At 56.8% G+C, this 14,152-nt stretch carries 6 protein-coding genes; all 6 read left to right on the forward strand.

Annotated elements, in window-relative coordinates; genetic code table 11:
• The first annotated feature begins 12 nt into the window (after positions 1–12).
• The 6 genes from tssF (at position 13) to WM94_RS30170 (ending at position 13,660) form a co-directional block, all read left to right on the forward strand.
• Positions 13–1,776, forward strand: coding sequence for a type VI secretion system baseplate subunit TssF (tssF, locus tag WM94_RS16350; protein ID WP_061551696.1), 1,764 nt, complete (start codon positions 13–15; stop codon positions 1,774–1,776).
• Between the two features lie 15 nt (positions 1,777–1,791).
• Positions 1,792–2,595 carry a type IVB secretion system protein IcmH/DotU gene (gene icmH, locus WM94_RS16355; protein WP_061551697.1) on the forward strand — a complete coding sequence of 268 codons (804 nt, stop codon included), beginning with the start codon at positions 1,792–1,794 and terminating at the stop codon, positions 2,593–2,595.
• Positions 2,596–2,837: 242 nt separating this feature from the next.
• A complete protein-coding gene (locus WM94_RS16360) occupies positions 2,838–5,573 on the forward strand; it encodes a type VI secretion system Vgr family protein (protein ID WP_061551698.1) in 2,736 nt (911 codons plus the stop codon).
• Positions 5,574–5,577: 4 nt separating this feature from the next.
• Entirely contained in the window at positions 5,578–10,251 is a 4,674-nt protein-coding gene (locus WM94_RS16365) for an RHS repeat-associated core domain-containing protein (protein WP_177342397.1), read from the forward strand.
• Between the two features lie 1,013 nt (positions 10,252–11,264).
• Positions 11,265–11,780: an Imm15 family immunity protein gene (locus tag WM94_RS29225; protein WP_177342399.1), complete on the forward strand. Its 516-nt coding sequence runs from the start codon at positions 11,265–11,267 to the stop codon at positions 11,778–11,780.
• A 1,427-nt stretch (positions 11,781–13,207) separates the two neighbouring features.
• The gene (locus tag WM94_RS30170; RefSeq protein ID WP_156485980.1) at positions 13,208–13,660 is read left to right on the forward strand and encodes a DUF6756 family protein; all 453 of its coding nucleotides are present in this window, start codon (positions 13,208–13,210) and stop codon (positions 13,658–13,660) included.
• The last annotated feature ends 492 nt before the right edge of the window (positions 13,661–14,152 follow it).

Here is a 14,152-nt window from a genome sequence, read left to right on the forward strand (position 1 = left end):
AACGCGATAAACATGAAGTTCAAAGACTGGTTCATGCAGGAGCAGCAGACCCTACGGGAACTGGGTGACGACTTTGTCGAGGACGACCCGCGTCTGGCGCCTGTCCTCGGTCGCACCGCCTCGGACCCGGCCAGCGAGTACCTGATGGAACACTTCGCCTTCCTGACCGCTCGCCTGGTCATGAAGATCGAAGACCATCTGCCCGAGCTGACCCACCCGTTGCTGCAGCTGCTCTACCCCAATTTTCTGCGCCCGCTGCCGAGCATGACACTGATGCAGTTCCAGCCTGTCGACCACGCGCTGAGCGAGACCCAGGTGCTGCCCAAAGGCACCCCTGTGTTCTCCCGAGCCGTTGACGGCGTGAGCTGCGAGTTCCGCACCTGCGCGGACCTGGCTATCGCGCCGCTGGAAATTCGCAGCATCACCACGCAACCCAGTGCCGAAGCACCGGTAGTGCGCATCGACCTGGGCGCCTTGTCCGAGCAGCCGCTGCGGCAGATGAAGTGCGACCAGCTGCGGTTTCATCTGGCTGGCAGTAAACGCAATGCACTCACCCTCTACCAGTGGCTGGCGCAGCACCTGAGCAAGCTTGATCTGCATATCGGCCAGCACCGCTTTGCGCTCCCCCCCTCAGTGGCCTTCGTCGGTTTCGAGGCAAATGAAGCGCTGCTGCCCAGCCCCGGCGAGCAGATGGATGGCTACCGCATCCTGCACGAATTCTTCTGCTTCCCGGAGCGCTTTCATGGGTTTCGCATCGACGGGCTAGGCAGCTACTGGCCTGACGAGGCCGCCGTTCATATCCAGCTGGAGTTCGGTTTCAGTGCGCCCCTCCCGCCCGACATACAGATCGACCAGACAACGATCCTGCTCAACTGCATCCCTGCCATCAACCTGTTCAGTTGTACGGCAGAGCCCATCCCGTTGAATGGGCAGGCGCTGTGTGAAACCGTGCGAATGGGGCGCCAGGGCGGCAAGAAAGGTGAAATTTTCAGCATTGATCGGGTCAGCAGCCAACGCCAGAAATCCAGCGATCACGTACAGGACTTCAAACCCTTCGAGGCCCTGGACCGCGACTTCCCGTTGGCCGAGCCGACGCCCGCCCGCTACTACAAGCTGGACATCGAGCAGGAACCCGTCAATGACAAGGTGCAACACAGGATACGCCTGGTGCATCACAACCTTGCGCCCTACCTTGGCCTGCACGAAGAACTGAACATCGACCTTACCTGCAGCAACGGGCCCCTTGCGCAGCAGCTCAGGGTTGGCGAAATCGATGTGACCACCCAGGACACCCCCTCGTTCGTCACCTATCGCAACCTCACCCGCCCCACCCGCAGCTACCCGCCGATGCTGCAGAGCGGTGGCCAAGGTGAGCGCCACTGGGCGCTGGTCTCCAACCTTGCGCTGAACAACCTGTCGCTGTCTTCTCCTGCAACCCTTGCCGCGGTACTGCGGGTTTACGACTTTGTCGCCGCCCATGACCTGCAGCAGGAGCGCAATACCACCCAGCGCCTCGACGCCATCAGACAGGTGGACAACGAGCCCTGCGATTGGCTGGTCAAGGGCGTGCCGGTTCGGGGCATGCGCACCACCCTGCACATCGACCCTGCCGGCTTCGAATGCGAGGGTGAGGTGCAGCTGTTCGGCAACGTGCTGTCCCACTTCATGACGTTGTACGCCAACAGCAACTCATTCCATCAACTGCAGATCATCAACACCGCCAACGCAACCCGCCAGCTATGGCCCGCCCGGACCGGGCGGCAGCCGGTGATGTGACCAGGAGGTCCGAGCATGAACAACGCGCCCGAGAAAGACTTCGAGAACACCCGGGTAGACGCCCGCGCCGCTCCCCCACTCAGCGAACTGTTCCCCCATGTCGACGCGCTGGGGTTCGACACCCGCTCGAACACCACATTCCCCCTCTTCGACATCGCCTCTCCCCTGTTCGGCCTGATCATCCGCCTGGAAGGCACCGAACACTATGACCACGTCGAGCAGTTGCATGCCCACGTCAAGAACATGATCCACGGCATGGTCGAGCAGGTACGCCAGCTTGAACACTGTGACGAAGGCGACCGCGTGGTGTTTTCCTACTGCTTGTGTTGCGTGGTCGATGAAGCCGTGATGACCACCTCCTGGGGGCGCGACTCGTCCTGGAAGGCCCAGTCCTTGCTCAGCGCCATCCATCAGGAAACCTGGGGTGGCGAGAAATTCTTCAGCGTGCTCGAACGCTTGCTGGACGCCCCCGAACAGCGCTACGACCTGTTTGTGTTCCTGTTCTGGTGCCTGGCACTGGGCTACCGCGGCAAGTACGCCAACCAGACCAATGGCGATGAGCAACTGGCCGCCTGGCTCAAGCGGGTCCATGACCGGATCGTTGAACTGCATGGCCCCGAAGCCGAATCGCAACCCCTGACCGACCCGCTGGCCAATGTCGCGCCCCGGCATTACCGCATGAGCCGCCAACTGCCCTGGTGGACGCCCTGGGCCGTGATGGGCGTGTTCTGCACAGGCCTGTATTTCTACTTCGCCACCAAACTTGACAGCATTACCCAGCAAGTATTGGCATCACTGCAGGCGATGCTGCAGCCATGAACTCGACAACCTCGAACTGACATGACGCAACAGTCACTGTGCCGATGGGCGCAGCAAGTAAAACTTTGCCCGAAACAAGATAGATCCTGCATTTAGCGAAACTTCCTACAAGTTTGTAGGAAGCAACTTTCACGACCAGGAACGGATTCCTCATTACGGTCGTGAGCACAACTAATGCCTCGCGTCCTATGACGCGTCCGGTTTCATGAACCTGCCCGATGGGACGAACCGCAGGAGTACGCATGAGCAACCTGAATGATGTGCGCTTTACCTTCAGCACCCCAGCCGACGAAGCCATTCAGTTTGATGTCGTGTCATTCGAGCTGACCGAAGGCGTCAGCCAGTTGTATCGCCTGGAAGTCGAACTGGTGAGTTTCGCCGACGATGCCGACTTCGCCACTCTGCTCGACCACCCCGCGCTGCTGACCATCTGGCAGCAGGAGCAACCGGTGCGTCACGTGCATGGCCTGATCAGCAGCTTCGAACAGGGCAAGACCGGCCACCGCCGCACCCGCTACCGCGCCATTGTCGAACCGCAGCTGGCCCGCGCCGGCCTGCAGTCGGACTGGCGCATCTTCCAGCACCGCCCCGTGCCGCAGTTGCTCGAAGAACTGTTCCGCGAGCGCCGATGGGGAACGCTGACCCAGTACCTGGTCAACCCGCACCAGACGCGTGAGTTCTGCGTACAGGCCGGTGATCTGGACCTGGATTTCTTCTGGCGGCTATCGGCAGAAGAAGGCCTGATCTCGGTCTTCGAGCACAGCCAAGGCAGCCATGGCGTGGTCCAGGCGGACCAGATCAGCCAGTTCGGCAGCCTGGAAGGCGACCCGGTGTTGTACGTGGCCAACCGGGGTGGCACGGCGCGCCAGCCCTGCCTGCATGACTTCCGCTATCGCGAGCAGGTACGCACCAGTATCCAGGTCCAGCGCGACTACACCTTCACCCACCCGCGCTACAACCTGGAACACACCCTGTACCCCAGGGACATGGGCAACCAGGGCAACGAGTACGAGCGCTACGACTACCCCGGCCGCTACAAGCACGACAACGCCGGCAAGCCGTTTACCCAGACCCGTATCAACGCCTTGTTCGGCGATGCCCGGGTGGCCCAGGTCAAAGGTGACGACGCGCGCCTGCAGCCGGGCATTGCCTTCCAGCTGGCCGGCCATGCCCGTGAGGACATGAACATCCTCTGGCGGCCGATGCAGATCACGCACAAGGGGCACCAGTTCACAGCGCTGGAAGAGGATGCTGCCGAAGCCGAAGTCGGCACATCCTACACCCTCACCGCCACCTTGATTCCAGCCCGGGTCGAATGGCATGCCCCTGCTTGCCCCAAGCCCGTGATCGACGGCCCGCAGATGGCCAAGGTGGTCGGCCCGCCCGGCGAGGAAATCTACTGCGACGAGCACGGCCGCGTGCGCGTGCAGTTCCCCTGGGACCGCCTGGGCCAGGACGACGACAAGAGCTCCTGCTGGGTGCGGGTGACCCAGGCCTGGGCCGGTGCCACCTGGGGCCATATGGCCATACCCCGCATTGGCCAGGAAGTGGTGGTCAGTTTCCTCGACGGCGACCCTGACCAACCGATGATCACCGGGCGTAGCTACCACATCGTCAACCGCCCGCCGTATCGCCTGCCCGAGTTCAAGGCGTTGAGTCCGATCCGCAGCAAGGAGCACCAAGGCAAGCGGCATAACGAACTACGCCTGGACGACACCACCGGGCAGATCAGCGCGGCGCTGATGAGTGACCACGACCACACCGCGCTGCACCTGGGTTACCTGACCCATCCGCGTCACTTCGGTGGCCAGCCCCGTGGGCAAGGTTTCGAGCTGCGCACCGATACCCACGGGGTGATCCGCGCAGGCGGCGGCCTGCTGCTGACCACCGAGCTGCGCGCCCGCGCCGTCCAGCACCACACCGACCTGGCCGAAACCGCCGAACGCCTGCAGACCGCACAGCAGTACCACACCACCTTCGCCAGGGTCGCCCGCGACCACCTGGCCCAGGAAGGTGGCGATCAGGATGAGGTCGGTGAAGCGCTCAAGGCACAGCACGACGCCATCTGCGGCTACGGTGGCAACCCTGAAGCCAACCGGTTTCCGGAACTGGCCGACCCGCAGCTGGTGCTCGCCAGCCCGACCGGCATTGCGACCACCACCCCGGAATCCACCCATATCGCCAGCGGCGAACATCTGGGCCTGAGCACGGGTGGCCACACCAGCCTGGCCATCGGCAAGCGCCTGCTGATCAGTGCCAGCCGAGGGGTACGCCAGTTCGTCCAGAGCATGGGCTGGCGACTGGTCGCGGCCACCGGCGACATCGACCTGAAGGCGCTCAAGGACAACATCAACCTGCTGGCCAAGCTCAAGGTCAGCGTCACCGCCGAACGCATCACCCTCAGCGCCAAGGAAGAACTGGTCATCCAGGGGGGCGGCAGCAGTACCACCTACACCGCAGGGGGAATCCTGCATGCCACCGCTGGCCAGTACACCGCGCACGCGACCGGCTTCTTCTACAAAAGTGCACAAAGCCAGACGGCCACGTTCCCGGACGCTCCCAAAACCGACAAAGGCAACCTCGACCTTTTCCGCAACTATGCCAACAACCGCCCCTTGAAAGGCTCCGGGTACCAGGTAGAGGACGCGCTGGGCCAGGTCCTCAAAGGCACGCTGGACGAACAAGGCTTTGCGGCGGTAGCAGCTGTAAGCCCGGGCCCCACTGCCGTTGATTTCGAGAAAGACCCAGCCGACCCATGGGTAGCCGGCAGCTACTTCGGCAACCTGAGTAAGGACTTTTCAGGCCCGGCTGCAGCGCTGACGCTACCTTCCGCCCTGCAAGGCACCGAAAACCTCGCGAAGCATGCGGCACAAGCGTTCAAGGCCCCGCTCGACGCCATCGCCCCCTCGGCACCTCCCCCTTCCCGGCTTGGCACTGCCAGTGCCTTGGCTACCTCACTCATCCGGGAAGGGAATTGAAACGATGACCCCACAAGAAAAGAAAGAAATCGAAGAACGCGAAATCGCACTGGTCCCGTTGAACAACCTGGTCGCTCAGGATATCGCCCAGGGTGAAGCCACGGTAAACGCCTGGCTGCTGGAACTCAGCGGCAACACCATCGACCTGGCCACCGTCAAGGCCTGGGCCGGTGCAGTGCCGGTGGTGGGCAACATCGTCGCCTTGTTCGACGCCTTGGGCGACATCATCCATCTGGTCAAGACCGGCTCGAATGACCCGCTGGACTGGGTAAGCCTGGGCATCAACCTGATCGGCGTAGTACCCGTCCCGCCGACCATGGCAGCCGCACGGATGACGTTGCGCCCGGTGCTGTTCCTGGCCCGACAGCAACTGAAAAAAAACAAAGGTGACTTTGCCCAAGCCGTCATGAACATCATGGTCGGCCACCTCAGTGCCACGCTGATGGGCGAAATCGAAACCTTCGTCGAGCGGGCCGAAACCGAACTGCCTGGCATCTTGAACAATGCCGCCAACACCGGCTTCCAGACACTCAACAGCCTGGCGGATGCCATCGAGCGCATCGCCAAGGGCGAGATCGACACTACCCAGCAGCGCAAGGCGATCATCAACAGCGCCAAGGCAATCTACGCCCCCATCGAAGAACCGTCCCTCTGGGACCTGCTGACCCGGGCCGAAGCGGTCATCAGCGCCACCGCTGGTGCGGTTCAGTACGGTGCGACCGAGGGGTACAAAGCTGCAGCGGGCAACACTGGCTGGGTCTTGAAGCTCGTCCAGCCACACACCAATGTGCTCAGGGGCCTGGCCCAGCTGATCCGGCAGATGCTGACCGCCCTGGCCAACCCGGCCACGCAAAACAGCATTGCCTGGCTCCTCGCCCAGCTCAACGCAGGCCTGCGCAAGCGCAAACCCGCGCGCCGGGTATCGGCCAATACCCCGGCGCACGGCTCGGGTGTGGCAAAGGACAAGGGCACCGAAAGCCGCGTGGAAGCCACCCGCAACGAGGCCCGACCTAAAAACGACCCACGCTGCGACCTGAACGGCACCTGCCCCGGCACCAGCAAGAGCATCAGCTATGCACGCGGTACCGAAACCCTGGTGCATGTCGACTTCAACCTGCCAGGCGTGTTTCCTGTCGCCTGGGCACGCACCTACCGTTCCAGCCTGGACGCCTACGATGACAGCGAGTTCGGTGCCCGCTGGATCACGCCATTCTCGATGCGCTTCGATGTGGTTGACGAGGGTGTGCTGTACCACGCCGACGATGGCCGCACCCACAGCTACGCCCTGCCCAAGGTTGGCAAGCCGCATTACGACCCGGTAGAGAAGACGGTACTCATCCGGGTCGACGAAAACCACCTGAGCCTGGCGCACGGCCACCAGCGCCAGGAACACTACCAGCGCGTCGGCGATCACTTCCGCCTGGTCGGCATCATCCGGCGCGGCGGCGCGCGCATCGCGCTGCATTACGAGCACCAGCATGCCGGCAAGGCAGTGCTCTCCGACCTGGTCACCTACCAGGATGAAGACCAGCACCAGCATGTGCATACCCAGCTCGATGAACATGGGCGCATCAAGGCACTCTGGCTGATGCGGGACGGCCGGCAAACCCGACAGCTGGCCAGCTACGACCATGACGACCAGGGCGACCTTCGCGCGGCACGCGATGAACACGGGGCGCAGTGGACCTACCAGTACCAGCACCACCTGGTCACGCGCTACACCGACCGCACCGGGCGGGGTACCAGCCTTGAATGGCAGGGCGAAGGCCCGGACGCGAAAGCCGTGCGCGAATGGGCGGATGACGGCAGCTTCGACACGCGCCTGAAATGGAACAAGCATATCCGCCTGACCACCGTCACAGATGCGCTTGGCCAGGAAACCCGCCACTACTACGACTACCTCGGCTACACCTACCGCATCATCTACCCGGACAGCAACGAAGAGTGGCTGTTCCGCGACGATGCCAAGAACGTCATCCAGCATGTGCACACCGACGGCAGTATCGACCGCTATGTCTACGACGAGCGCAGCAACTTGCTGCAGCACACCCGCCCCGATGGCTCCGCGGTGCACCACGCCTATGACGACCTCGACCAGCGCTTCAAGACCCGCGACGCCGAGGGCGGCCTGTGGAAGTACGACTACGACCAGCGCGGCAACATCATCGAAACGCTCGACCCGCTGGAGAACAAGACCCAGTACACCTACAACAGCGATAACCTGCCCATCTCCATCATCGACGCCAACGGTGGCGAGAAGAAGCTCGGCTACACCCGCGACGGCCAGCTGGCCAGCTACACCGATTGCTCGGGCAAGACCACGCTGTGGAAGTACGACGGGCTCGGGCAACTGAGCAAGGCGATCAACGCAGCGGGGGAAACCACCGAGTATCAGTACCAGGCCGGTCAACTGACCCGCCTGGTATACCCCGACAAGACCCAGGACCGCTTCGAACACGATGCCGAAGGCCGCCTGCTCAGCTATACCGACGCGTTGAACCGTCGTACCGCCTGGGCCTACAACGAGGCCGGCCTGATTCGCCAACGCCACAACCCCGACGACAGCACCCTCACCTACCACTGGAACAAGCTCGGCCAGTTGCTGCGCCTGCGCAACGAGAACAACAGCGAGGCCAGCTTCAAGTACGACCCGGCCGGGCGATTGATCATGGAGACCGGCTTCGACAAGCAGGTCACCGATTACCTCTACGATCAAAGCAGCAACCAGCCCACCCGCCGCATCGATGGCGACCGCATCACCCGCTTCGAATACGACGCCATGGGCCGCCTGGTGAAAAGCCATGCAGGCCAGCGCGGTGGCAAGGAGTGGGAAAGCGAAACCTTCGCCTACGACGGCAACGGCAACCTGCTACTTGCCGAGAACGAGGCCTGCAAGCTGCAGTGGTTCTACGACCTGGCGGGCAACAACACCCGCGAGCACCAGCACTTCAAGTACATGAAGGAAGCGAAGGTCGCTGTCTTCAAGCATGAGTACGACGCCCTCAACCTGCGCATCGCGACCACCCGCCCTGATGGCCACCGGGTCAGTTGGCTCACCTATGGCAGCGGCCACTTGCTCAGCCTCAAGCTCGACGAGCACGAACTGCTCAGCTACCAGCGCGACGACCTGCATCGGGAAATTGGCCGCGAGCAAGGCAACGGCCTGGTTCAACGCCAGACCTGGACCCCGAATGGCCAGTTGCAGCAGCAGACCCTGGCCCGACGCGGCGCCACCCGGCGCATCGCGGTGCGCGACTACGAGTACGACCTCAGCGGCCAGCTAACCCGCGTGGATGACCTGAACCGTGGTGACACCTATTACCGTTACGACCCGGTCGGCCGCCTGCTGGAAGCGGGCGATTTCGACAAGAAAGAGCTCTTCGCCTTCGACCCGGCGAGCAACCTGCTCGACCCACAAGCCCCGCCCGGCCCCAACCCACACTCACCCCGGCGGATCAACGACAACGTACTGCGCAGCTACTGCGGCACGCAATACCGCTATGACGAACGCGGCAACCTGGCGGAGCGCACCACGGGCAGCAAGAAAGGCCACTTTGACTGGGACCTCTACAACCGCCTGCGGCGGTACGAGGATGACCGACTGATTGTCACCTTTGCCTACGACGCGCTCGGGCGGCGGTTGTACAAGCACTCACGCGCCAAGTACCGCGACCGACCGCAGGCCGGCCCGGTGTGGAACCAGAATGCCCGGCGGCAGCGGGATGAAGAGTTGGGTTGTGGGTACACCTGGTATGTGTGGGAAGGCGACACGCTGGCATTCGAGTGCCGGGACCGGGAAGGCAAAGGCCACACCACTCACTATGTGTTCGAGCCCGGGACCTTTGTGCCGGTGGCGCAGGCAGTGTCCAACCATGTTGTCGAGTTGTTGCGCCAGCCGGTGTATGTGTTCCCGTATGACATCGACAAGGATCCGGTGTGGCTGCATAAGCCGATGCCGAAAGCGTTTGATGCGATGGCTTGGTACCAGTGCGATCAGCTGGGGACACCGATGGAGTTGACCGGTGAAGATGGGGAGATTGCCTGGAGCGGGAGGTACAAGGCCTGGGGTTTGGCGGAGGAGCAGCGGAGTGACGAGGCGAAGTGGGCGGAGATTCGTAATCCGCTACGCTTTCAGGGGCAGTATTGGGATGTTGAGACGGGGCTGCATTATAACCGTTACAGGTACTATGATCCGCAAGTCGGGCGATTTGTCGGGATGGATCCGATCGGCGCGGCTGGAGGAATAAATTTCTATAGCTATGTAACTAATCCCACAGGTTGGATTGACCCTTATGGTTTAACCAAAAAATCATTGCCAACCAAAACACCCGTCCATCGCATCGGGGGAAATTCAATAGATAATCTTCGACTGAAAGAAGCCGAGAAAAATTTATTGCCACCAGGAATATCTGTACTTCATAGTTGTTGCCCATGCGCAGCATCAAAACAAATGCGAGAAGCGTTCCCGAAAGCCAGCGGCCTTCAGCGTGCAGCGGGTAGGGTTGCCTCCGGAACTACAGATGCTATTAGAGAGGCTGGATTTGACGTGATAGGCGATCCGACTCAAAAATTCCCTAACCATGCTCGTATAATTCATCCTGACGGAGTGAATGGTTTCAGCGATGGAAACCTAGAACAACTAGCCAGCGCATTAGGAGAAACTACGAAATGCCCATAACAAAGCTGAGTGCTATTAAAATCATGGACTCTCAGAACGTGTGTATTGGTAGCGTTGAGAATCCAGCTATAGCCGAAAAAGTCATCTCAGGGACATTTCTCCCGACTCAGCACTATAAAAAATATGGGAAAATTTTTTTCGACCTAGAACAGGCTGCAAATAAACAGTTGTTTACACACGCAGATCAATTAGAGCGGCAAATACAGGGGCTCGCATTTTACGCAGTAACCTTGAGCAACAGAAAAATTAGCATTGAAAACTTGCAAATAATGGAGGGTCAAATAGTGTTCACCCTTACCTTTAGCGAGGACACCGAAGTTATTTAGCACGATGAAGTTTTCTTCGTTCGATCACCTAAGACTACTGGCTTGGATGACAATGAGGATGCAGAGATTGCCTGCAGTTAGAATTAAAAGCCCTGGGGATTAGCGCGGGAGAAACTCCGCGACCAAGCGAAGTGCGCGGAGATTTAGAGCTCGGAGCATTTTCGACACCAACAATAGCAATAGAAGCATTACTATTTTCCAGTCAGAAGTGAGCAATCATGATTGCATTCGAATTTACACGCACAGATGAGTCTCTTTTTGCAAGCGAATTCGACCAGGGCGACATCTCCCTTATCGCAGAAAATCTCTGCATAAGCTCAAAACTGAACCCCAAACACTCAAACATGATATACCTCTCAATTATATCATTGATTGACGGGCTAACCAGAAACAATAAATACTTTGAATTTATCGCAGCTGACTCTTCGTTTCGCATCAAATTCAAAAAGTAAAGGGAGACAACTTCAATCAACCATGAGGGAATATTAAAAATCAAGGCAAACCACTTTGAACTTCTCAAGGCACTTGAGGACGGCGTAGAGCGTTTCCTTTCGAGCCCTAGAAATAGCATACCGATTTCCAGCACAGTTTATTCAGACCTATCAACAAGCAGAGCACTACTTAGCCAAAAAATAAACAATTACAAATAACTTTAGATCTGCAGCGATCACGAATGGAGCATCAAAAGTGAACATACGAAAAACGTTTAATATTTTAGTAGAGAATGAGCCTTACATTGATCTCAATGTGTTTCTGGATACTTACGAAACATTCGAAGAATTCCCACTGATCTCAAGATACAGAAAACTAGCAAAACTCGGGACTGACCTAAAAGAAATCGAAGCCTCAAACATTCTTCTAAGCACAGCATTTTTTGTACTCAACTCTGCATTACTACATATGCAAAGCAAAGGCTACGACCTCAGGGAGCGCTTCCTGGCTATCTCCTACACGAACTTTGATTTTTCAAGCAAAACCGAACCTCCAATACCTAATTTTTTTGTTAACTCAAACTCCACAATGGATGACTTTTCAAATAAATTGAAGTCAAAACAGAAATCAGACGCATCATTGGAAACAAAATTGGTTCAAGAGCAGTTCGAGTCGTGTGGACTTAGCCCGTTATTCACATTTTATGAAAGCCGTTTTTTTGATCCGACCTGCAATGAGGACATTGTCAGAGTTTATGCGATTTTAAATTAGCACCTATGGCTAAACATCGTGCTACAGATCCTCATTACAGCGCTCATTTTGCCGACGGCACTCCATTCATGGATGCAAATCCGATATTTTCAGAAAAGAACTTAAGAACGGGGAAATTTTGAGAGTTGTCATCGCTGAAGATGCTGCAAATACGCTATAAACCACAACTCAATTGACGATTTCGAAGAGCTTTGTTTGGTCATGGAAAACTCAGATATCAGCCTTGCGCAGCAGGACATTTCTTCATGGATCGCCGGACAAACGGAATGACGACGTAAAAAATATTAAATACCTAACCAACGCCATCTACACCAATATAGTTTTGCTCTTTAAAAAATCATCTGAAACGCTTTTCAGCAAGTGTCTAAACAACCATTTTCAACCGCATCGACAACACCTTCAAACTGCGTAACGCGAACCCCCGCCTTGATGGCCACCGGATCAGCAGATTTTTACCATCGTAAAAATTGCAAGGGTCACGCCGAAATAACTGTTCTGCAGGCTTCGTCCGCACCAATTCTCCAAAAGCCAGATGGACGATAACAAGATGATAGATAAATTTTTGTTGTTCTTAAGTCTAGATTGCTTTGCGACCTGTTTTTTCCCTTTAGGCAACCAATCAGCCTTACACATAATCTGCAAATGCGCACAGAATGAGGCATCCAAGATACTCAGAAGCAAAGCTGGCTATTATGAGAGGGATATGAGCAAGACCAGAATAGCCAACTCCAAATCCAGCTTACTTACTTCGCTTAGGAACCAGGGTTTGCCAAATCCGGGAATAGACTACATTTCATATCTTTGGAGCTTATTTGACCACGATACAGCAGAGCGGAAAATAATTAGCTTAACCTTCGGCAGTCACATTGATCGATTACTCGCACTTGACGTCCTACAACCCAGCATAACTCTTTGCGATGCCGTACAAAAATTTCATTCCGAAAACATATTTTCCTCCCATCAGAACATTGGCTCGCTGATAGAGGACTCATTTAGCAATAACACAAGCGCCTGGCTTACAAAATTGCAGGATCCGAGACTATTCGATGGAGTAGAAGACGCAATCCAAGAGTTCTCACATGAAGTATTAGAAGGCTATACAGCCTTCCCATTTTTCTGCTTGGTTGCGAGGCTATGCAGCAGAGATGAAGCAACTCAAATAATAGCAAGCTTGTCCGATAGTTTTTTGCGCCATGAAGCCTCGACTACAAACCTAGTCGAGATAGTAATCCCCGGATTAAACACCCAGTCTATTCTAACGTAAATTATTCGAGAACTGACTCACCCGGCAAGACGGCCCGGCATGGGACATACAACACTACGACGAGTGCCGGAAACTGGAAGGCAAAGCCACGCCACCCACTATTTTTCGAGTCCGGGACCTTTGTCTCCCATCTACTCAGATCTGCAGCGTCTGAATCGCCCCGATGAAAAGTGAAGTTACAATGCACTTGAATTTTTTAACATTCGCTGAAGAAATTTCTCAAGCGCTCGACAAGCAACAGCTTTCACGCGTAGAGCCCACGCATAAAAAAGAAATCTTATCAAAGATTCAATCCACCTTTATAAAAGGCAACCCACGCGCTTGGTGGACATCATTGCGACCAAAGCCCAATATACAAAATTTCGATGACAACACCGGATATCTTCACTTATGCGAGTTAGCCCCAAAACCACTGGAAGATGTATGGCTGATAGCGGACGAAGACAACGAAGAAAAGCTCCTCTTTAGCCTGCCATTTAAAAATATAATTTCAATACTTGATGATTGTAGACACTTCGAATACTACATAGTTGATAAGCAATTAAGCTGGATGATAGCTGAAAACGATCATGGTGATCTGATCTTCTGCAGCGCACCTGAAACAAAGAGTAATTAGACGAGCTGAATTACGCCCGAAATCGGCACTATGATCCGCTGGTAGGTTGGTTTATCAGGAGGGATCCGGTTGGATACGCGGACGTTCAAAGCTTATCTACCTACGTTTACAGCCCATACTGTAGCTAGACCCATTCGGGTTAGCAAAAACAGAGAACGTATCCAAGCACAGGGCGCAAGGTTAAAGGAGTCGGCCTCATGAAACCACATCGCGGTAGATGGCACGGGCTGTGTCCGTGTTCGCGGGATCACCCGCTCTCGTAGAACAACACATGACTCGTCGGTTTAGTGAGGTTCTGTAGGAGCAGCCTTGTGCTGCGAAGAGGCCGGTACAGCCAATAGACAGGCTTTGTCAGTACCGGCCTCTTCGCAGCACAAGGCTGCTCCTACAAAGAGCGATATTTGTTCTCTGCGCGACAGCGCAGCCCAAAAGGCTGGGCAATCTCCCACATTGCGCCCGACAGTTTCTCCCGCAGAGGCACGGACAAGCGTT

Source organism: Pseudomonas sp. ABFPK (assembly GCF_001586765.1).
GTDB classification, from domain to species: domain Bacteria; phylum Pseudomonadota; class Gammaproteobacteria; order Pseudomonadales; family Pseudomonadaceae; genus Aquipseudomonas; species Aquipseudomonas asiatica.